This is a genomic window from Blautia sp. ZXY-1-C6 (genome assembly GCF_056339875.1).
Map to the genome: position 1 here is coordinate 1 of NZ_JBWJVQ010000141.1, position 21085 is coordinate 21085.

Sequence of the window (21085 nt, forward strand, 5' to 3'; positions counted from 1 at the left end):
TATCTATACCTGCAATGATGATCGGACATATTACATTATTTGGTCTGGCAGAAATTATTCTGACAGTAGTGGTACTTACCTTTGTTGAAAAAGTTACACCAAAAGCATTGGATGCTGTTCCGGATAAGACAGCATTTAAACCACTGTATATACTGATGGCTGTTCTCATCGTACTGACTCCTCTGGGACTTCTGGCAACCGGTACTGCCTGGGGTGAATGGGGTGCTGATGAAATCGCTGGTCTGGTAAGTGGCGGAAGCCAGCTCGGATACACTCCGTCAGGAATGACCAATGGATTTGAACTGTCAACCCTGTTTCCTGATTATTCTATGTCCGGGTTACCTGAGTGGACTGGATATATTCTTTCGGCGGTTGTGGGTGTGGCACTTCTGGTGATCATTTTTAAGATTATCTCTTCAATGATGAAAGAGAAAATTGATTTTAAGAAGAAGGCTGCATAACAGATGAATGATTATAAAAAAGAAGAAACTGTGCTCCCGGACTGGATGTGTTCCGGAGAAACTTATGTTCCATCTAAAGATAAAGAAGCATTTTTAACAAAAAGTACGAAGTCTGTTTTATCTGTGCTTGCAAAAATGGGATTTTATGAAGGGAAGGATAGCAGATTTTCTGCTACTCCTTCTCTGAAACTGTTTTATACACTTCTGTATATTGTTCTTACTGCATGTTCGGGAAATTATCTGTTTACTCTGATCATGTGTGCAGCAGTGACGGTCAGACTGGCGTTTTTTTCGGCAAAAGCCATCCGGCAGATCCTGAGTGGAACAGCAGGTGCGGTTCTGTTTTCTGTATTGATTCTTCTACCATCTGTATTTATGGGAACTCCTCAGACTTTAATGAATATTACTTCAAGAGTATATGTATCTGTAACTCTGGTTGGTATTTTATCATCAGGGACATCCTGGAATAAACTGACAGGGAGTATGAGAACTTTTCGGCTGCCATCCATATTTATTTTTACGCTGGATATTACTTTGAAATATATTTCGGTGCTTGGAGAGATATGTGCAGCTATTCTTACGTCTGTCCGGTTAAGGTCAGTGGGAAAGAATCCTCAGAAAGCAAAAGCTTTGTCAGGTGTGTTGGGAATCTCATTTCTGAAATCTGGTGAAATGGCAGAAGAAATGCATGCAGCAATGTGTTGTCGTGGATTTACAGGAGAGTATAAGAAAAAACAGAAATACACGTTATGTGCAGCGGATATTTTCAGCACTTTTATTATGGCTGGATGTATTGTATTGTTCTGGTATCTGAACAGAAAGATATGATAATTGACAGGAAAAGACAGAAGAGGGCAGTTATGATCAGACTTGAGAATGTATGTTTTGCATATGAAAAAGAAATTGCACTGAGATATGTGGATCTTCACATAAACAGAGGAGATTCTATAGTTATCCAGGGACCTAACGGATGTGGAAAATCAACACTGATTAAACTATTGAATGGAATTATTTTTCCATCGGAAGGAAAATATTTTTATCAGGGACATGAAATTACTGAAAAAGCGTTAAAAAACAGCCAGTTTGCAAAATGGTTTCATCAGCAGATGGGATATGTGTTTCAGAATGCAGATACCCAGCTTTTCTGTGGAAGTGTGGAGGAGGAAATTGCATTTGGCCCGGTCCAGATGGGGCTTTCGGAAGCGGAGATTAAAAAAAGAACAGAAGACTGCCTGCACTTATTTGGATTGGAAAAACTAAGAGATAGACCACCCTATCATCTGAGTGGAGGAGAGAAAAGAAAGGTTTCATTGGCATGTATTCTTTCATTGAATCCTGAGGTTCTGATTTTGGATGAACCTCTTGCAGGACTTGATGAAAAAACACAGGATATGCTGGTGGATTTTCTGCAGAGTTTTCATAAAGCAGGAAAAACGTTGATTACGATTACACATAACAGACAACTGGCTGAAACTATCGGTACCAGATTTGCCTGTATGAATGAAGAACATGAACTGAAGATGCTATCATAATATTGATAATTATCTTTTCGTTAAAAAAAAGTACTTCCTGCGGACGAAGTACTTTTTTTAATGAGTTTTTAGATGCGCATTGCGCGGAGGTCTGTGCACCTTTATTTGTTGTCTGACACAAATCTTTGTGCGGATACATGAATCATTAAGTATCTCGCTGACTGATATTTAATGATCTCTGCATTGATTATATTTTAACAAAATTATGGGAAAGAACAAGCCTCCCAGGGGGATTTCAAACCATGAAAAAAGTAGTATGAACTATGCAATATATGAATAGGTAAATATCCCCCAGGGGTGTTTGACAATTGTTTACGATCTGAATTTTACTTAGTTACTGTAGCCAGAAGTGCTTTAATATCTTCCATATCATCAGCAAAATAAATTCCCTGTTGACGATTTTCTGAGGACAGCCCCATCTTGATCATATGGTCAAGAAGCTGCTTCAGGCTGTCATAATATCCATTCAGATTATACAGAATACAGGGGGCATTAAGGTGTTTTAAGGAAACCATGGACATAACTTCTGTGATTTCCTCCAGAGTACCGGTGCCTCCCGGAAATGCAATAAATGCATCACCTAGTTCAATCATTTTTGCTTTTCTTTCAGCCATATCTTTTGTGACAATCAGTTCTGTGATCTCATCATACTGCAGTTCAGAATCTATAAAAAACTGTGGTTCCACGCCTGTTACTTTTCCTCCGGCATTCAGCACACTTTCTGCTATCTGTCCCATAAGACCGGACTTCGATCCGCCATATATTAGAGAATTTCCACTTTCTCCAATCCATGTTCCTAATTCCCGGACAGCATCTCCAAGTGCCGGATCATTCCCCTCCAAAGCTCCAAGATAAACAGTAATATTCATTGTAATTTCCTTTCTTTTTTCATGTGCAGGTAATTGTTTTATATAACTGCTTCAAATAACATTACCATCAGCGGCATTGTAATAATCGAGAACAGTGTAGTCATGACATTGATGGCACTGGCATAGCGTGAATCATTTCCGTATACCTGGCACATCTGGGTTATTGTGGAAGCAGACGGTGTGATGATTGCCAGAAAGACAATAAGCATGATTTTATTTCCGTCTGCAGAGAACATAGCCAGATGGCTGATCTTAATCATTACAAGTGCAAGCAAAGGCACTGCAATCAGACGAAGAAATGATACAAAATATACTCTTTTGTCAGCAAAAATCTGTTTCAGATTCATTCCTGCAAACAGCATACCGGTTACGATCATACTGGCCGGTCCTATCATGCTGCCCACTGAGCCAAGAGTATTATTGATGATCTCCGGCAAATGGATTTTTGCGAAAAAAAGTACAACACCGATAAAAATAGAAATCATGTTAATATTTAACACAATCTTTTTCCAGTCGTAGGAAGATTCCCGGCTGATAATCTTTTTGCAGTGTGTCCACAGAAAGATAAGCTGCACACTCATAAAAACACATCCATATAAAACCCAGTCCTGTCCAAGAATAAAGGTCACAATGGGTACGATCAAATTTCCTGAATTAGAATAATAAACAGAAGCAATTTCTACTTCATTCAGATGTAAAAGCTTTCCGGCTATGGAGATAATGATCAGGAGAAGAACCTGGGTCATGACAGATGCAGCCAGGGCAAGCAGCAATCCCTTTACAGTATTCATCGTGTAATCTACCTGAAAAGCATTGATGATTACACAGGGAATGATCAGATAGAGAATGATTTTGGATAAAACCTTGCTGTCTTCATCTTTTACAAGCCTAACTTTCACGATCAAATATCCCATGAAGATCATAAGAAACAATTGAATGATCTGTTCCATGAGCAGTATGCTGATATTCATAAATATCCACCTCGTATTCTTAAAAATGTCCGTCATCGGAAATATTGTATTTACCCGATTTCTGATGTCGGAACTCATTATAGAACTTTCCCGGTTGCGGTTCAATAGTAATGTGCGAACAGAAACAGTTGCTGACAATATTTTACAGGAAGCAAACCACAGATTTGAGAAAGTGTTTCAGATTATATTATCAGACAGTTTTTCAGCGGAAATCTTACAGAATAGCATTCATAGTATACGTCAGGTTTATTGTTTATCAATAACGGCATCCGGAGAATTAAAGGATTACGAAGCAGATCTTAGCTGATTCTTTCTGGACATTCTGATAGTATTATGTCATACTTAAATATGCAGAAGATTGCGGGAGCTGCTTTGCAGCGGAGCAATTCGTGGATAACATCATATGTATTAATTAAAATGAACAGGAGACATCAGCACAATGTTAGATGAAAGGATATATGAGAGTTATATAGGAATCCTGAAGGAAGAAATGGTTCCTGCAATGGGGTGTACAGAACCGATCGCGCTGGCATATGGAGCAGCCAGAGCACGAGAAGTTTTGGGAAAAGAACCGGAACATATCACTGCAAAATGCAGTGGAAACATTATAAAAAATGTCCGTTGTGTTATCATTCCAAACTCCGGCGGATTGACTGGAATTGAAGCAGGTGTAGTTCTCGGTGCAGTAGCCGGAAACGCATCCCTGAACATGGAAGTTCTTTCGAATGTAAATGAATTTGAAAGAAAGAGATGTCGTGAACTTTTGGATAAAAAGATATGCAAAGTAGAACTTCTGGACTCCCCGGTAGTCCTGCACTTTATCATAGAAATGCAGGCAGGGGATGACACAGTAAGTCTGGAGATCAAATACGATCATATAAATGTAACAAAGATCGTAAAGAACCAGGAAGTCCTGCTGGATTCAGATCATAAATCCGGTGAAACTCCGGCTGCAGCAGACAGAACTCTGCTCAATCTGGAAGACATTAAAACATTTGCAGATACTGTAGAAATTGATGATGTCAAAGAAATTATAGAAAATCAGATCCGCAGCAATATGGCAATCGCTCATGAAGGAATGACTGGTAAATACGGTCTTGGAATCGGCCGGATAATACGTGAAACCTATTCCAATGATATGCTTACCAAAATGCGCAGCCTCACAGCCGCAGCTTCCGAAGCCAGAATGGGCGGATGCGATATGCCGGTAGTCATCAACTCAGGCAGCGGAAACCAGGGGATTGCCTGTTCCGTACCACTGATCGTGTATGCCAGAGAAATGGAACTTCCGGACTATGTACTTTACCGCGCACTGGTATTTTCTAACCTCTTAACTGTATACCAGAAACAGTATATCGGTAAACTTTCCGCATTTTGCGGTGCGGTATCCGCATCCTGTGCAGCTGGTGCGGGGATTACCTACATGGGAGGTGGCGAACTTTCAGTGATCAAGAAGACCATAGAGAATACTCTTGCCAATATTCCGGGAATCATCTGTGATGGAGCGAAAATATCCTGTGCAGCGAAAATCGCCGCCAGCCTTGATGCTGCATTCCTGGCACATCACCTTGCTATGAACGGTCAGTCCTATGCGCCATATACCGGAATCCTCAAGGAAGAAGCCGGCGAAACCATCAGCTGTGTAGGACAGATCGGCAAAGAAGGAATGAAAGAAACAGACAAAGAAATTCTGCGGATTATGTTAGAGCGTGTTTGATTTTATGACAAAGTAAAAAAGACCAGTATATTCTCCTGCTGAAAAAAGACATAATTGCACTGGTTTTGTGATAAGACAAGAAAAAATAATGACTATAAATTTCAATTCATCTATTATGTTCATCTGAAAATAGGAATATAAATGACCTGAAACGAAAAAAGTATAATTACGGTCATCTTAAGAAACCGATGAAAATGACCTGAAACGAAAAAAGTATAATTACGGTCATCTTAAGAAACCGATGAAAATGACCTGAAACGAAAAAAGTATAATTACGGTCATCTTAAGAAACCGATGAAAATGACCTGAAACGAAAAAAGTACAATTACAGTCATGTATAGAAGAGAATATGAATGACTTAAAACAAGAAAAGCAGAATTACGGTCATCTTAAAATGAAATTATGAATGACTTGGAATAAAGAAAGTGAAGAATAGAGTCAATATAAAGAGATTTTTTGTTTGACTGAATTTGCTGAAAATAAAATTTAAGTCAAGGAACTTGAGAAAGTAAAAAATTTTTACGAGGTAAGCAGATAGATATGACTATATATGAGTATGGAAATCCAGATGCGGATACTGTTTTGATTCAGTTGACTGGTGATCATGAATTATCTGTTCTTAAGAATGAGGTTGAAGAAATCCGAAAACGGACTTCAACAGATTTCAGACTCATTGCTGCAAAAGTTGATGAGTGGAATTATGAGTTGTCTCCATGGAAAGCACCGGCAGTGTTCGGAAATGAAGACTTTGGTGATGGTGCTGTCAGGACACTGGAGCAGATTCTGACATTATGCACAGACAAAAGCAGGACATATTATATCGGGGGATATTCTCTTGCGGGGCTGTTCTCGTTATGGGCTGCATATCAGACAGATGTATTTTCCGGCATTGCAGCTGCTTCACCGTCTGTCTGGTTTCCGGGATTTATTGAGTATATGAAGGAACATGAAATTAAAAGTGAGACAGTTTATCTAAGTCTTGGTGACAGAGAAGAAAAAACGAGAAATTCGGTGATGTCACAGGTTGGAAACTGTATCCGGATGGGATATGGGTGGCTCATAGAGCATGGGATCAATTGTAACCTGGAATGGAATCAGGGCAATCATTTTAGAGAACCGGATATAAGAATTGCGAAAGCATTTGCCTGGGTAATGGAGGGAAAATAATATGTGGATATTATTTGCATTTGGTTCTGCTCTGTTTGCAGGCTTGACAGCCATATTGGCAAAATGCGGAATCAGAAACACAGATTCTAATGTTGCGACAGCATTAAGAACCGGTGTAGTGTTAGTCTTTTCATGGCTTATGGTATTTGTGGTCGGGGCACAAAGCGGAATCAGAGATATTTCAGCAAAAGTCCTGATCTTTCTGATTTTGTCAGGACTGTCAACGGGGATATCCTGGCTATGCTATTTCAAAGCACTGCAGATTGGAGATATCAATAAAGTAACACCAATTGATAAATCGAGTACAGTGATAACGATGCTGCTGGCTTTTATTTTTCTCAGGGAAGAAATAACGTGGCTGAAATTTGTTTCAATGATTCTTATCGGTATCGGTACTTATCTGATGATACAGAAAAAGGAAACAAAGGAGAAGGCAGAAGATAAGAAGTGGCTGCTTTATGCAGTCGGTTCCGCTGTTTTTGCCAGTCTTACCTCTATTTTGGGAAAGATTGGAATTCAGGATGTTAATTCAAATCTTGGAACTGCGATCAGGACTGCTGTTGTATGGGTGATGGCGTGGATTGTAGTATTTGTGACCGGAAAGCAGAATACGGTTAATAACATTGACAGAAAAAGCTGGCTGTTCCTTATTCTTTCCGGATTTGCAACAGGCGGTTCCTGGCTATGTTATTACAGAGCACTTCAGACAGGTCCGGCCAGTGTAGTAGTTCCGATTGATAAACTGAGTATCCTTGTGACCATTGCATTCTCATATATTGTATTCCATGAAAAACTGTCATTGAAATCAGGGACAGGACTGCTTCTTATTGTTGTTGGAACGTTAGCTTTGCTGATATAACTATTATAAAAAAGAAAGACTATCTGGAAAAGTATAATTGCGGAAACTGGCTTTTTCAGGTAGCAGAGGGATATTCAGATGGTATTTCAGATGCCAATGGAATCCTTCGACCCACGTTGTACGCTCGGGGACGGAATCGGAGAAAGCCTGAGAAATATGGGGATAAGCCGTACCGAAACCCGTAGAAAAGTGGAAGAACTTCTGGAAAGATGCGGCCTGGAAAAAGAATACGCAGACCGTTATCCCCAAATTGTATATTTATCCTGTGTCTGAAGTATATCAGACAGGGCAGCAGATAGAGCAGAAATGTCTGAAGCGATTTTATTCGTGAAAGACATTTCTGCTTTTTGATTTCTTACTCAAAATGCCGTAAAATTTTGTGTTTTTAAAAATAAAGAAAGTGTCAAAAAGCACTAACAATTATTCAGAAATCTGTGATACAATGGAAAGTGCGAAATATAGAAAATATCTGATATTATCCGTTTGACTGTTGGATATATCTCAGAATACAGATATATTGGATAAGGGAGAGACTATGAAAATAGAAAAAAAACTATGGATTACTCTGTTTGCATTTGGGATATTCGCCATTTGTTTTTCAGGTTGGATTTTCAGACAGAGTACGGCCAGAGAAAAATTGTTCTGGGATAGACGATCCGGTGCGAAACAAAAGAACTGAAAGAGGGAGAAATCAAATCAGAGAATATTGCCCTGCCCGAAGACTTCGATGTTCCCAAATCTATCTTATTTAAAACCACCCACACCATTGCAGAAGTTTGGCTGGATGGAGAAAAAATATATGAATATGGAAATGAAGCGGATGCTCCGGGTTTTATGAAGACACCTGGAAGCTGCTGGCATATTGTGGATATTCCCGGAGACAGTTCAGGTAAAAACCTGGAGGTCAGAATTATTCCGGTATATGAGGGCTATTATGGAAATGAAGTCAGCCTTGTATACGGAACACGAGGCGATTGTATTCTGAAAATCTTAACGGACAGTCTTGGAATTCCGGTGATCAGCTGTGGAATCCTGTTTGCCGCTGTTATCTGCATACTTCTCTATTGTGGCGCAGCGCGAAGAAAAAGAAGCGACAAGACAGAAGCGAAAATTGAGATTTTTTTAAATCTTGGATTTTTTTCATTGCTGGTCGCAGTATGGACACTGGTACAATGTGGTTTTCTGCAGTTTTTGATTCCGGATGGAAGAACCTTATATTTTGTGGAGTATTTTTCACTCTTTCTTTTTCCGGTGCCATTTAATTTCCTGTTATATGATATCTGCAAAAGCAGGTACCACAAAGGTGCATTGATTTTTTCCATCCTCTATCTTACAAATATGGCAGTCGATGTTTTGCTTCAGTGTACAGGAATTATTGATATGTCCCGGTTACTTTCTGTAATTCATGTTATTATGGTTGCAAATGTGGTTTATACAGTTGTGATCATTCTTTACGAAGCCGGAAAAAAAGAAAATGATGTAGCCAAAAAATTTCGGTATCCTATGTGCGTGGTCATGGGATTTGGAATGGCGGAAATGATTTTTTATTATTTAAGAAGATTTGAACAGATATCCATTTTGCTTTCCATGGGAACTATGCTGTTTATTATTATGCTGATCTGGATACAGGTTTCTCAATATTACGATCAATATATCCAGAAGCAAAAGGTGATTTATCTGCAGAAAATAGCCAATATGGATATGCTCACAGAGGCCATGAACCGAAATGCTTACGAGGATATGGTGAAATATCTGGATGAAGGTGAAATTAAACTGCGTACCACAGGTGTGGTGGTTTTTGATCTGGATGATCTGAAAGTGATAAATGATAATTTTGGACATGAAAAGGGAGATGAGGCGCTGAAGCTGTGTTATCAGTGTATCAGTCAGGCATTTCAGAATGTGAAGAACTGTTTCAGAATCGGTGGTGATGAGTTTGCGTATGTATATCACAGTGACGAGAAAGATATGATTCCGGAACGGCTGAAGACCCTGGAGCTGCTTCTGAAAAAAACAGCGAAAACACACAAGCTGGATTATCCGCTTAGTATATCAGCAGGATACGCTTATTATCAGCCTGATATAGATTTTGATTTTAAAGATATTGTAAGGCGAAGCGATACCATGTTGTACCGTCAGAAGCGCAGGAAGAAGATTGCGCGGTCAACTGATCTGAATCATCTGTTTTCCCGCATGGAAAAGCATTCGGCAGAGGAGATCACAGATGAGGTGATCCTGCAGGAGAAAAAGTATCAGAGCATGTCAGTGGATGAGCTTTGCAGCGTGATTGATCTTCTGAGCCCGACTACAGATAATTATCCGTATGTGGTTGATTTTCGGACAGACCTTTATTACATAGCAAACCAGGCTCTTGACCGTTTCTGCATTCCGAAAAATGGTTTTCACAATGTAATTTCGAATCATAAAGAATTTGTGTATGGACCTGATTATGAAAAAATGAAAGAGGAATTAGATGATCTTCTTAAAACAGATCGCTGTACTCATAGTATGGAGTATCGATGGCTGGATCTGAAAAAAATGCCGGTCTGGATTCAGTGCAAAGGCTATCTGGTCCGCGACGATAACATGAAACCTCTTTACATGATCGGTTGTATCAATGAGATCGGAGAGAGACAGAAGGCAGATAATGTAAGCGGGCTGTTGGGAGAAAAAGGCTTTCGGGAGTATATGGACCAACAGGATACTCCTCTGGAAAAAGGATATCTGCTTCGTATTGGAATCGATCATTTTAAGGAAATAAATGATAACTTCGGACAGGAGTACGGTGACTTTGTGCTTAGGAAAACGGCTGATTGTATTTCCGGATGCCTGTCAGAAGGACAGAAAGTGTACAAGCTTGTGGCAGATGAATTTCTGATTCTGGATGTTTCTTCTGACCAGGTGAGGGATGCAGATAAACTTTATGATAAAGTGAGAGTTGCAACAGACAGATTTATTGAATCTAACGAGTTTAAGGTCATGTATACGGTTTCAGGAGGAATTGTGTCATTTGCGGCATTAGAGGGAAATCAGTATTCAGAAGCCCTGAAGCTGACGGATTTTGCTTTGAATGAGGCAAAGACGCTGGGAAGAAACCGCTGTTATATATTTGACGTGGAAACCTACAGAAAATTTCTCCGGAAGAGGGAGATTACTCAGGAACTGCGGGAAGCTGTGCTCAATGGCTGCCAGGGTTTTACGGCTTTTTATCAGCCTGTATTTGCTGAAGATAAAAAAGTGCCTTATGGAGCAGAAGCTTTAATGCGTTTTACTTCTGAAAAACTCGGGATGATTTCACCGGCAGAGTTTATTCCGATTCTGGAAGAAACCGGTCTTATTATTCCGGTTGGTCGCTGGATGATGAGAGAAGCTATGGGAAAATGCAGCGAGATTCGGAAAGTACTTCCAGATTTTAGAGTGAGTATTAATATTTCCCAGGTTCAGGCATCCAAGTCTGATGTGATCCAGGATATCAGTGCAGAAATGAAAAGAGCAGGACTGCCGCTGGAAGCATTGATTGTGGAATTGACAGAGAGTGACCTTCTGGAACAAAATATCAATGAGAAGCATTTTCTCACAGAACTGAGGCGGATGGGAATCAGTCTTGCATTGGATGACTTTGGAACCGGATATTCGAACTTCCATTATCTCAGTGAGCTGAAACCGGAGATCATTAAGATTGACCGCTCTTTCACTGTGAAAGCAGTTGCAGATGAACAGGAATATTATCTGCTGAATCAGTTCTGCACCATGATCCATAATCTGGATATGAGGATTTGCATTGAAGGCGTGGAAAATGAGCAGGAATGGGCCATGATCCGAAAACTGTACCCGGAATTCACACAGGGATATTTCTGGGGGAAGCCTTGTGAGTATGAAGAATTTATGAGAAAATTTACAGAAAGCAGATTATGAGAAAGCTGGCGTGAATATTTCGGGCTACACTGAGGCTTTTTCATTTGTACAACAGGACTCGCAGACAAGCAAGTGGTGTAGTTATTTCAAACACATTCTGACAGGTAAGAAGAGGAGAAAATCGGATGAAGAAAAAATTTTTCAGGTTGTCAGCAGCAGTATTGCTTTTTTTCTCGGGAATTATGGAGATTGGCTGGCGCTTTTTTAACATGGTGGTCTGCTGCAAAAGAGGGGGAAGGAAAAAGGAAAGAAAGAAATGGTTTGAATTATCCCATATACGGGATAATCATCCCAGAAACGGATACGCAAAGGAATATGATGAGAGCAGGGCATGGTGCGAGACTCAGAAGATGCAGGACTGTTATATCCAAAGCGTGGATGGATTAAAACTCCACGGATTCTATCTGCCGGCAGAGCATGCAAAGCGGTTTGTTATCTTAAGCCATGGTTACAGGGGCAGCAGATTTGGTTCCCTGTCATTTATGGCAAAATATCTCCATGAGCATCAATGTAATCTTCTGTTTATGGAACAGCGATGTTGTGGAGAAAGTGAAGGAAAATATATTACCTTTGGAGCAAAGGAAAAATGGGATGTGCAGCGTTGGGCAATTTATGTGTCCGAGAGAAATAAAGAAAAGCTTCCAATCTATCTGTATGGACAGTCTATGGGAGCAGCCGCTGTACTGATGGCATCCGGATACAGGCTTCCGTCAGAGGTGAAGGGACTGATCGCAGACTGTGGTTTTCAGTCTATGGAAAGACAGATGCGGGATATGGCTGACAACTGGTTCCATCTGCATTATATCCCTTTGCTTTTGAAGGAAATGGACTGTCTGTGCCATTTTGTGGCAGGATTTCGTATGAAAGATGCAGATACCACAGAAGCTATGAAAAGGAATACAAGACCTGTCCTTTTCTTTCATGGAGAGAAGGATACTTATGTGTACCCGAACAATTCATTCCAGAACTATATGCTGTGCAAAGCACCAAAGGAACTGGTCATTGTACAGGGAGCAAGACATCTGTGCAGTGCCTATGCAGATCCGGAACTGTATCAGCGTACAGTGATGGAGTTTTTTGAGAAATATGATGGCAGTAATTCTGAAAAATAATGTGACTGTTTTCAACCGCCAAAGGCGATTATGAATGATAACAATCCCTGACCGGGACTTATCAGATGCGTTTTGTTAAATGCATGATAAGTCTCGGTCAATTTTATGTAAAGTGTTCATTAAGTGCTGAGGGTACTGGCATTTGGGAAAAATCTGTGCTATTTTTGTCACGTAATTAAAAAAGTAATGTTGTAGCTGCCAGTACATTATTTTTAAAATAACTGTGGGCTACTGAACAAGTATGTAATGTTTTTGTACCCGGGAAAAGAGAAAAAACGGGTGATGGAGGTTAAATAAAGTATGACAAACTACTATCCTTTAACAGCAGCACAGAAAATGCACCATAACTGGATCATGGATTACGGTACACAGCAGGTATCCGGTGTCAGTGTTGTGGCGTCTGTACAGGCTGAACTGGATTTTGGATTATTAAAAAAATGTATTCAGATGGAGACAGAACGTTCCGGATGCACCAGAATCCGTTTTACGAAGCCTGATAAAGACGGAAATGTACAGCAATACCTTGTAAAACAGGATCCAAGAGATATCGGATTCAAGGATCTGTCAGGAATGGGAAGCCTTGCAAAAGCAGACGAGCTGATGCAGCAGTGGGCATATGAAACCTTTGACGGTGATGACATTCCCATGTGCGAGTTTACTATGCTGAAGCTGCCGGAAGGATATAATGGTTTCTTTGTACATATGGATCACAGACTGATCGATTCCTGTGGTCTGGTAGTAATGATCGGTGATCTGTTTCAGTTATATACCTATTATAAATATGGAACAGCCTATCCGCAGGAACTGGCAGACTTTGAGACAGTACTGAAAAAAGACCTTGCAAAAGCAGGCAACGAGAAACGTTTTGCAAAAGATAAGAAATTCTGGGATGATCAGCTGGATGCACTGGGCGAACCTCTGTATTCTGATATTCAGGGACCGTCCGTACTGGAGGAAGCAAGAAAACGTCATGGAAATCCAAAACTTCGTTCTTCTGACATTGAGATGAAGGATCTGTTTGTGGCAGTTAAGGATTATTATCTGGAGCCGGGACCAACTAAAAATCTGATCGATTTCTGTATGAACCATCAGCTGTCTATGACAAACCTTCTTCTGCTTGGCATCCGTACCTATCTGTCAAAGGTAAATAACGGACAGGAAGATATCACTATCCAGAACTTTATATCCAGACGTTCTACTCATGATGAATGGACTTCAGGAGGAAGCAGAACTATCATGTTCCCATGCAGAACAGTGATCGCACCGGAGACAGATTTCCTTTCTGCTGCTTATGAGATCCAGAATATGCAGAATCGTATCTACATGCACAGCAATTACGATCCGGCATTTATTATGGATGAGATGAGAAAGAGATACAATACACCGGAGCATACAGGATATGAGAGTTGTTATCTGACTTACCAGCCAATGACTGTGAAGGTAGAGAATGAAATGCTTGGAACTATCCGTCAGCATGCAAAATGGTTTGCAAACGGTGCAGCTACCAAGAAGATGTATCTGACTGTATCCCATACAGAAGATGGAGGTATGAACTTCTCCTATCATTACCAGACTGCTCATCTGGAGGAACATGATATGGAACTGCTCTATTATTATATGATGCGTATTCTTTTCAAGGGAATCGCAGAGCCGGATATGAGCATCGGCGAAATTATGGAACTGGTTTAACTAAATCAATATCAGGAGGAAATGCAATGAATAAGGAAATGGAATTTAAAAATATCGTAGCACAGTATAGCAAGGTAGCATCGGAAGAAATGAATAATGAAATGAGATTCCGCGAGGATCTGGGTTTCAGTTCTCTGGATTTTATGTCCTTTTTAGGTGAGCTTGAGGATACCTTTGATCTTGAACTTGACGAGAGCGAAGTGCTGAAGATCACAACTCTTGGCGAAGCCTTAAATCTGCTGGAAGAACTTCAGTAATTTTTTTCGAAGCAAAACTTATAAAGATGTCAGGGTCAAGGATATTTTGTACCTGACAGGATATCCATAACTTGAACAGTTCAGAAAATAATGGGGGACAGATATGCTGATCAGAAATATATTAGAAGAAAGTGTACGTAAATTTGATGAAGTAAAAGCAGTAAAATGGCTCAAGAAAAAGGAAATTATGGAAAGAAGCTATGGCGAACTGATGGAAAATGTAGTTTCCACCAGAAAAGGTCTTCTTGCAGAAGGCTTTGAGGGCAAACACATTGCACTGATCGGAACCAGTTCTGTAGAGTGGATGGAAAGTTATCTGGGAATCATCACCGGATGTACCACTGCAGTACCGCTGGATGCCGCACTTCCCTGTGAGGATCTGATCGATCTGCTTAACCGTTCCGATTCCGTAGCTCTTTTCTTAAGTCCGAAGCTTAAACCATATCTGGATGCATTTCTTGAAAACTGCCCGAAACTTCAGAAGGTGTGGATGCTTCAGGAAGAGGTAGAAGATGCACCGGCAAAGGTATATGGTATTGGTGAACTTCGAAATGCAGGAAAGAGTGCATCATCAGATTCTGTCTGCCCGGATGCAGAGGATATTGCGACCATCATTTTCACTTCCGGAACAACAGGAAAGAGCAAGGGTGTTATGCTGACACAGAATAATCTGGCTTCCAATGTTGAGGCAGTAAAGATTACGGCAGAACCGGGAACTGCCGTGCTCAGTGTGCTTCCGATCCATCACGCATTCTGTCTGGTTATGGACTGGCTGAAGGGATTTTCACTGGGTGCAACTCTTTGTATCAATGATTCCCTGCTCCATATGGTAAGGAATATGAGTATTTTCAAACCGGAGATTATGCTTATGGTTCCAATGATGATCGAAACTATTTATAAGAGACTGGCTGCCGCTGATCCGTCAATTCCGAAGGCAGTTCTGGCAGAAAAGGTATTCGGTGGAAAATTGCGTATTATCTTTACAGGCGGTGCACATCTGGATCCATATTATATTGACCGTTTTGCAGAATATGGCGTCGAAGTACTGGAAGGCTATGGAATGTCAGAATGTTCCCCTGTTATCAGCAACAATACACCGGAAAATCATAAAAAGGGTTCTATTGGAAAACCACTTGAAAATGCAGAAATCAGATTCGAAAACGGTGAGATTCTGGTAAAGGGAAGCAGTGTTATGAAGGGATATTATCAGATGCCTGATGAGACAGCAGAGACTTTAAAGGATGGCTGGCTGCATACCGGTGACAAGGGATATATGGATGAAGACGGTTATCTGTTTATCAATGGACGTGTGAAGAACCTGATCATCCTGTCCAACGGTGAAAATGTATCTCCGGAGGAGATTGAGAATAAGCTGGCTCTGAATCCGCTGATAGGAGAAGTGATCGTCACAGGTGAGGACAATGGATTGACCGCCCGCATCTATCCGGAGCAGGCTGTTGTGGAAGCGAAAGCATTGGATGCAGAGGCAATTCAGGCACAGCTTCAGGCATTTCTGGATGAATATAACAGAAATCAGCCCACCTATCGCCGCATTACAGGATTGGTTGTCCGCAAAAATCCGTTTATCCGCAACACAACAAAAAAGATCAGGAGACAGGATGTCCTGATTGATGAGCCTCTGGAATAAGACAGAGGCTTAAGATAAAAGTGGAAGCATACCGGATAAAAAAACCTCAGACAGAATATCAGCGATCACTTCCGGTGCCAGATTAAAATTATCCCGGCTCCATTTGTGGAGAACGCCGATGGTACTGCCGATGGCGCAGGTGATCACATAGGAAACTTCTTCCTTTGTATGCCTGTCAGGCCTGGAATTAGATGTAGTTTCTGTAACATAATGATGGAGCATAGTCAGCATTTTTTCAAACAGATCATTGCCATGAGGCGTGCTCAAAAGACCGGACAGAAAAGGATTTTCCATGGTGTACCGGCACAGAGTCAGAAAATAGGAACTGCAGATATCCCGGTCATTTTTTGGCTGGAAATTTTCCATCATGGAAAAAACATCATGAATAGTTTTATCCTCAACTGCAGAGATCAGTGAAGGGATGTCCTGATAGTGATTATAAAAGGTACTTCTGGCAATACCAGCTGTTTTAGTGATGTCGGATACAGTAATCCTGTCAGGTTTCTTTTCTTTTAACAATTTGAAAAAAGCACCTAAAATGGCCTCGTCAGCCACAGAATATCTTTCATCGGGAATTACATTTTGCATAGTTGTTTCCCCCGGGAGTCTGTAAGTAATACATAAAGTATATCACAAATCTGACGATACAGCAGGTGCTTTTTCTTTTTTTTGAGAAATTTACGTTACTGTTCACTCCGTTCACAGTAACGTAGCCAAAATTCATTCCAGATTGCCTGCGGCAATGGAATTTTGGCTTGTATGTCTCGGGATAGTGGTGTGTGAACAGTAACAACAAATTTTCAATAATATATAAAGAATAGGTAAAGGCTTGATTTATGAAAGAGTAAATGATAGAATGATATTGGATAAAATATTGTCTAATTTTAATGAAATGGCGGAATTTTGGATAAAATAATATCCATAAAACAATAAAAAGCAAGGAGGGAAAATGGAGCAGTTTGTATGGGAAACAGCAGAGGAACTGGATCAGAAGCTTGCACAAAGGGTGCGTAATATCAGAAAACGACGCTCTATTTCTCAGGAAAAATTATCTTCCATGAGCGGAGTAAGCTATGGTTCAATTAAGAGATTCGAAACTACCGGACAGATATCATTGATATCACTGACAAAGATTGCCATGGCTTTGGATATTGCAGATGAGCTTAGAAATATTTTTACGCATGTTCCATATAAAGATATTCAGGAGGTCATAAATGAGGGAAGGTAATGCATTACAGGTATTTTATGATGAAAAACTTGTAGGAACACTGGCTATGACAGCTGACCATAAAGCTGCGTTTCAATATAGTGAAGAATGGATTGAAAATGGTTTTCCGATCAGTCCGTTTTCACTTCCCCTTAAAAAGCAGGTTTTTGTACCGACAAAAGATTATTTTGACGGATTATTTGGAGTATTTGCAGATAGTTTGCCGGATAATTGGGGGAGATTGTTGTTGGATCGTCTGCTACGTGCACATAAGCAGAATCCAGACAAATTAACAGTGCTGGATCGGCTGGCAATTGTTGGAAAGTCAGGTATGGGAGCACTTACCTATTATCCAGAGAAAAAAATAGATGAACAATATGGAGATGTGGATTTGGATGAACTTGCGGAGCAGTGCCGGAAAATACTAAATACGGAATACTCCGATAGATTGGATGAATTATATCGTCTCGGTGGTACAAGTGGTGGAGCCAGACCCAAAATTATGACTACAGTGAATGGAGAGGAATGGATTATTAAATTTCCTGCACATGTGGATGGAGAAAATGCAGGGAAGATGGAATATGATTATTCATGCTGCGCAAAAAAATGTGGTATTATAATGAGTGAAACCAGACTGTTTCCATCTGAGAACTGTGAGGGGTATTTTGGGATTAAGCGGTTTGATAGGATATCAGATAAAAATGGAACAAAGAGAATTCATATGCTGACAGCTGCTGCGTTGCTGGAGTTGAATTTTGAGCAGCCAAGCCTGGATTATCACAGTCTGATGAAACTGACAAAAATATTAACCAGAGATAATAAGAAAGATATGAGAGAGATGTTTCGCAGGATGTGTTTTAATGTTTTTGCACATAACAGAGATGATCATTCAAAGAATTTCACCTATTTATATAATGATGAAAAAGACAGATGGAGCCTGAGTCCGGCATATGATCTTACTTACAGTAACACATACTATGGAGAGCATACTACAACAGTTGACGGAAATGGACGTAATCCAGGCAGAAAAGAACTCCTGACTGTGGGAATTGCGGCAGGAATGAAAAAAGAGGTATGTATAGAAAGTATGGATATGGTAGAAAAGTGTGTGAAAAATATGCTGGGAAGATATCTTTAAAGAAATCGACATGTGGAATAATTTGTTACTTGGAGGACAAAAAATGACTATTAGAAAAGCAGAAGAAAAAGACATTCTAAGAATAATTGAACTGTTGGGACAGGTATTGCAGATCCATGCAGATATAAGACCTGATATTTTTATTCCCGGTACCACAAAATATACTGTAAGCGAATTGACAGAGCTATTAGGAAAAGAAGAAAAACCCATATATGTAGCAGTGAACGAGGAAGATGTTTGTGTAGGATATGCATTTTGCCAATTACAGGAACAGCCTTTTTCAACTAATATGGTACCGTTTAAGTCTCTTTTTATAGATGATCTATGTGTTGATCAGCAGGCACGAGGACAGCATATCGGCGAGAGTTTGTTTGAATATGTAAAAAATGAAGCAAAGCGAATGGGCTGTTATGAAGTGACACTGAATGTATGGGCAGGAAATACTTCAGCCGAAAAGTTCTATAAAAAAATGGGTATGAAAACAAAAGAAAGGCAGATGGAATATATCCTGGAACATTGATGCGTTGTATAGCATATTTGAGAAGTCTATCTGCGAAATTACAGAGATATCCGATGGATGAATCTGATCAGTCAAACAGTAAATATTAAAAGAAAATGCAAATCAGGCACAAGTTATATTTCGGAAACTTGTGCCTGATTTTTACAGTGTTATTTGGAAATTACAGGTGCTTTTGTCCGATATTTTTAGCATTGATATAATTTATGATCATGTCTGCTGCATCGGAAATATCAAGTTTGCCTGTATCAATAGACAGTTGATACTGGTTGGCGTCTTCCCATTCTTTGCCTGTGCAGAATTTGTGGAAAGATGCTCTTTTCTCATCCACTTCCTTTATCAGCTTTGCAGCTTTTTTCTCATTAATACCGTCCCGTTCCATTACACGTTTGATACGGCAGTCTTTATCTGCGTGAAGAAAAACAGTAGTTGCCTCAGGATCATTTGCATAGATCGCTCCTGAACAGCGTCCGATGATTACGGCAGATTTTTGCTGCGTAAGTTCACGTATAAGTTCAAAAGATTTTTCCATCGGATTGCTTTCTCCGTAGCTTACAGCAATGCTGTAGAGCAGGCTGTTTACTGCCTTTTCCTGGAAAAATTCTTTGTTTTCGTCAAGCTTTCCAAGTTTTTTGGCCTCTTCTTCCAGTTTCTTTCTGTCATAGAGTTCCAGTCCAAGTCTGGAAGCCAGTTCTTTTCCTATTTCATGTCCGCCGCTTCCGCACTGTCTTGCTATTGTAATAATCATATCCCATGCCTCCTGTGCAATGATGTCGCATTTATTTACTGTCAAAGTACTTTTTCGGAATTATTATACTCAAAAAAAATCGAAATGTATATGCCAAAATCTACTATAAATTGCCTTCACAAATCCTGATATTCTGGTACTTATGGCAAATTGGTCTGACAAATATTTACTTAATAGAAACATTAGACAAATACTTTATATTGAGATATGATGAGAATTGTGGGAGCTGCTTTGCAGCGGAGCAATTCGTAGATATCAAGTTAGGGGCACAATGTTGGAGAAAATGAATATGAGACGGAAACGGCTGGCACCCTTTGGAATGTGGATAGTATTTGAAATAGTGGCTGTTACACTATGGCTTACCAAAGATAATCTGTTTTATCTTTTAAATTTCAGTTATATTGGAACATCGATTACTGTTGGGCTTTTGCTTTTTCAGTTTAACTATAAGCATGCACGTAGGATCCGTTCAACTTCTGGTTGGTTTGTATATGCTGATTTATCTGGGACTTATATGCCGGGAAAACATGCAGATTGAAGGTTTTTGGTATTATCTGTTTACCGGAGTATTTGAAGCAGCTACGATCCATTATGCTGTTGCAAAAATATTCGGACCACTTTTGTTTGGAAGAGGATGGTGCGGATATGCCTGTTGGACAGCTATGGTGTTGGACTTTTTACCATATAAAAAGCCTCAGGCTGCAAGAAAAAAGATAGGTTTCATCCGGTATATTACATTTGCATTTTCGTTCTCTTTCGTGGTGCTACTTTTTCTGAATCACGTAGAGAATATGGAGAAAATCATGTTTATAGCTTTTATCGTGGGGAATATTCTGTATTATATTGTGGGGATTATTCTGGCATTCCTATTCAAAGATAACAGAGCGTTCTGTAAGTATATTTGTCCTGTCACGATCTTTCTGAAACCTATGAGCTATTTCTCTGTAGTCAGGGTTAAGTGTGACAAAGAGAAGTGTATTTCATGTGGAAAATGTAAAAAAGTTTGTCCGATGAATGTTGATATAACCGATAACTCCAGAAAACGGAAAAACGGAACAGAATGCATTTTGTGTATGGAATGTGTCAAAACCTGTCCGAGGAAAGCACTTTGAGCCGAATTTCCTGCAGGATGTACTTTGGTGTCAGCTGTTACTGAGAACGGAGCGAACAGTAGTGTAAGACCTATGTTAAATATAGTTAAACCTCAGTAAAGTCTATTGAACTTTTTTCTCAATGTTTCTATACTCTCCAATGTAATGAACACCCGATCTGTGATCG

General features: G+C 40.0%; 19 protein-coding genes and 1 pseudogene. 16 read left to right on the top strand and 4 right to left on the bottom strand.

Annotation, left to right across the window (positions count from 1 at the left end; translation table 11 throughout):
- From AC075J_RS05740 to AC075J_RS05750, 3 genes are all read left to right on the top strand, one after another.
- The coding region (locus AC075J_RS05740) for a PDGLE domain-containing protein (protein ID WP_476390132.1) at positions 1-461 on the top strand (461 nt) is incomplete at its 5' end.
- A 3-nt stretch (positions 462-464) separates the two neighbouring features.
- Positions 465-1289 (top strand): energy-coupling factor transporter transmembrane component T family protein, encoded by an 825-nt coding sequence (locus AC075J_RS05745; RefSeq protein WP_227194231.1) that lies wholly within the window; start codon positions 465-467, stop codon positions 1287-1289.
- 32 nt (positions 1290-1321) lie between these two features.
- Positions 1322-1993: an energy-coupling factor ABC transporter ATP-binding protein gene (locus AC075J_RS05750; RefSeq protein WP_227194234.1), complete on the top strand. Its 672-nt coding sequence runs from the start codon at positions 1322-1324 to the stop codon at positions 1991-1993.
- Positions 1994-2319: 326 nt separating this feature from the next.
- Here the strand turns inward: AC075J_RS05750 and AC075J_RS05755 are convergent, their stop codons facing one another.
- Positions 2320-2862 (bottom strand): LOG family protein, encoded by a 543-nt coding sequence (locus AC075J_RS05755; protein ID WP_173704283.1) that lies wholly within the window; start codon positions 2860-2862, stop codon positions 2320-2322.
- A 38-nt stretch (positions 2863-2900) separates the two neighbouring features.
- Entirely contained in the window at positions 2901-3833 is a 933-nt protein-coding gene (locus AC075J_RS05760) for an AEC family transporter (protein ID WP_227194236.1), read from the bottom strand.
- A 439-nt stretch (positions 3834-4272) separates the two neighbouring features.
- Between AC075J_RS05760 and AC075J_RS05765 the strand changes: the two genes are divergently transcribed.
- The 9 genes from AC075J_RS05765 (at position 4273) to AC075J_RS05805 (ending at position 16197) form a co-directional block, all read left to right on the top strand.
- Complete coding sequence (locus tag AC075J_RS05765) at positions 4273-5550, top strand: L-cysteine desulfidase family protein (protein ID WP_025577516.1); 1278 nt, start codon at positions 4273-4275, stop codon at positions 5548-5550.
- Between the two features lie 540 nt (positions 5551-6090).
- Positions 6091-6717, top strand: coding sequence for an alpha/beta hydrolase (locus AC075J_RS05770; RefSeq protein WP_055199582.1), 627 nt, complete (start codon positions 6091-6093; stop codon positions 6715-6717).
- Between the two features lies 1 nt (position 6718).
- Positions 6719-7576, top strand: a complete 858-nt coding sequence (locus AC075J_RS05775; protein ID WP_055199583.1) for an EamA family transporter — start codon at positions 6719-6721, stop codon at positions 7574-7576.
- Positions 7577-7654: 78 nt separating this feature from the next.
- A complete protein-coding gene (locus AC075J_RS05780) occupies positions 7655-7849 on the top strand; it encodes a hypothetical protein (RefSeq protein ID WP_025577511.1) in 195 nt (64 codons plus the stop codon).
- 561 nt (positions 7850-8410) lie between these two features.
- Positions 8411-11491, top strand: coding sequence for a bifunctional diguanylate cyclase/phosphodiesterase (locus tag AC075J_RS05785; RefSeq protein WP_476390133.1), 3081 nt, complete (start codon positions 8411-8413; stop codon positions 11489-11491).
- A gap of 125 nt (positions 11492-11616) precedes the next feature.
- Complete coding sequence (locus AC075J_RS05790) at positions 11617-12603, top strand: alpha/beta hydrolase (RefSeq protein ID WP_022381330.1); 987 nt, start codon at positions 11617-11619, stop codon at positions 12601-12603.
- A 300-nt stretch (positions 12604-12903) separates the two neighbouring features.
- Complete coding sequence (locus AC075J_RS05795; RefSeq protein WP_008706732.1) at positions 12904-14292, top strand: condensation domain-containing protein; 1389 nt, start codon at positions 12904-12906, stop codon at positions 14290-14292.
- A gap of 26 nt (positions 14293-14318) precedes the next feature.
- Positions 14319-14549 (top strand): acyl carrier protein, encoded by a 231-nt coding sequence (locus AC075J_RS05800; RefSeq protein WP_022381331.1) that lies wholly within the window; start codon positions 14319-14321, stop codon positions 14547-14549.
- A 103-nt stretch (positions 14550-14652) separates the two neighbouring features.
- The gene (locus AC075J_RS05805; RefSeq protein ID WP_022381332.1) at positions 14653-16197 is read left to right on the top strand and encodes an AMP-binding protein; all 1545 of its coding nucleotides are present in this window, start codon (positions 14653-14655) and stop codon (positions 16195-16197) included.
- Between the two features lie 9 nt (positions 16198-16206).
- Here AC075J_RS05805 and AC075J_RS05810 read toward each other — a convergent pair whose 3' ends face one another.
- Positions 16207-16785 (bottom strand): TetR/AcrR family transcriptional regulator, encoded by a 579-nt coding sequence (locus AC075J_RS05810; RefSeq protein ID WP_022381333.1) that lies wholly within the window; start codon positions 16783-16785, stop codon positions 16207-16209.
- Positions 16786-17146: 361 nt separating this feature from the next.
- Between AC075J_RS05810 and AC075J_RS05815 the strand changes: the two genes are divergently transcribed.
- The 3 genes from AC075J_RS05815 to AC075J_RS05825 are packed head-to-tail and all read left to right on the top strand — an operon-like array spanning position 17147 to position 19062.
- Positions 17147-17425 carry a helix-turn-helix domain-containing protein gene (locus AC075J_RS05815; RefSeq protein ID WP_008706728.1) on the top strand — a complete coding sequence of 93 codons (279 nt, stop codon included), beginning with the start codon at positions 17147-17149 and terminating at the stop codon, positions 17423-17425.
- Positions 17412-18542, top strand: coding sequence for a type II toxin-antitoxin system HipA family toxin (locus AC075J_RS05820; RefSeq protein WP_022381334.1), 1131 nt, complete (start codon positions 17412-17414; stop codon positions 18540-18542). Before AC075J_RS05815 ends, AC075J_RS05820 begins: the two co-directional genes overlap by 14 nt.
- Positions 18543-18585: 43 nt before the next feature.
- Positions 18586-19062, top strand: coding sequence for a GNAT family N-acetyltransferase (locus AC075J_RS05825; RefSeq protein ID WP_022381335.1), 477 nt, complete (start codon positions 18586-18588; stop codon positions 19060-19062).
- 160 nt (positions 19063-19222) lie between these two features.
- On the opposite strand, the gene AC075J_RS05830 is transcribed toward AC075J_RS05825, so the two are convergent.
- Complete coding sequence (locus tag AC075J_RS05830) at positions 19223-19807, bottom strand: cytidylate kinase-like family protein (protein ID WP_022381336.1); 585 nt, start codon at positions 19805-19807, stop codon at positions 19223-19225.
- Between the two features lie 289 nt (positions 19808-20096).
- Between AC075J_RS05830 and AC075J_RS05835 the strand changes: the two are divergent.
- Positions 20097-20919: pseudogene (locus tag AC075J_RS05835) on the top strand (4Fe-4S binding protein).
- The last annotated feature ends 166 nt before the right edge of the window (positions 20920-21085 follow it).

What these genes read in the sequence shown, in the direction of transcription:
- AC075J_RS05830 (WP_022381336.1), bottom strand. Translation starts at nt 19,807, where the DNA reads ATGATTATTACAATAGCAAGACAGTGCGGAAGCGGCGGACATGAAATA.
- AC075J_RS05820 (WP_022381334.1), top strand. Translation starts at nt 17,412, where the DNA reads ATGAGGGAAGGTAATGCATTACAGGTATTTTATGATGAAAAACTTGTA.
- AC075J_RS05775 (WP_055199583.1), top strand. Translation starts at nt 6,719, where the DNA reads ATGTGGATATTATTTGCATTTGGTTCTGCTCTGTTTGCAGGCTTGACA.
- AC075J_RS05745 (WP_227194231.1), top strand. Translation starts at nt 465, where the DNA reads ATGAATGATTATAAAAAAGAAGAAACTGTGCTCCCGGACTGGATGTGT.
- AC075J_RS05795 (WP_008706732.1), top strand. Translation starts at nt 12,904, where the DNA reads ATGACAAACTACTATCCTTTAACAGCAGCACAGAAAATGCACCATAAC.
- AC075J_RS05800 (WP_022381331.1), top strand. Translation starts at nt 14,319, where the DNA reads ATGAATAAGGAAATGGAATTTAAAAATATCGTAGCACAGTATAGCAAG.
- AC075J_RS05765 (WP_025577516.1), top strand. Translation starts at nt 4,273, where the DNA reads ATGTTAGATGAAAGGATATATGAGAGTTATATAGGAATCCTGAAGGAA.
- AC075J_RS05750 (WP_227194234.1), top strand. Translation starts at nt 1,322, where the DNA reads ATGATCAGACTTGAGAATGTATGTTTTGCATATGAAAAAGAAATTGCA.
- AC075J_RS05815 (WP_008706728.1), top strand. Translation starts at nt 17,147, where the DNA reads ATGGAGCAGTTTGTATGGGAAACAGCAGAGGAACTGGATCAGAAGCTT.
- AC075J_RS05780 (WP_025577511.1), top strand. Translation starts at nt 7,655, where the DNA reads ATGGTATTTCAGATGCCAATGGAATCCTTCGACCCACGTTGTACGCTC.
- AC075J_RS05770 (WP_055199582.1), top strand. Translation starts at nt 6,091, where the DNA reads ATGACTATATATGAGTATGGAAATCCAGATGCGGATACTGTTTTGATT.
- AC075J_RS05805 (WP_022381332.1), top strand. Translation starts at nt 14,653, where the DNA reads ATGCTGATCAGAAATATATTAGAAGAAAGTGTACGTAAATTTGATGAA.
- AC075J_RS05810 (WP_022381333.1), bottom strand. Translation starts at nt 16,785, where the DNA reads ATGCAAAATGTAATTCCCGATGAAAGATATTCTGTGGCTGACGAGGCC.
- AC075J_RS05760 (WP_227194236.1), bottom strand. Translation starts at nt 3,833, where the DNA reads ATGAATATCAGCATACTGCTCATGGAACAGATCATTCAATTGTTTCTT.
- AC075J_RS05825 (WP_022381335.1), top strand. Translation starts at nt 18,586, where the DNA reads ATGACTATTAGAAAAGCAGAAGAAAAAGACATTCTAAGAATAATTGAA.
- AC075J_RS05755 (WP_173704283.1), bottom strand. Translation starts at nt 2,862, where the DNA reads ATGAATATTACTGTTTATCTTGGAGCTTTGGAGGGGAATGATCCGGCA.
- AC075J_RS05785 (WP_476390133.1), top strand. Translation starts at nt 8,411, where the DNA reads ATGAAGACACCTGGAAGCTGCTGGCATATTGTGGATATTCCCGGAGAC.
- AC075J_RS05790 (WP_022381330.1), top strand. Translation starts at nt 11,617, where the DNA reads ATGAAGAAAAAATTTTTCAGGTTGTCAGCAGCAGTATTGCTTTTTTTC.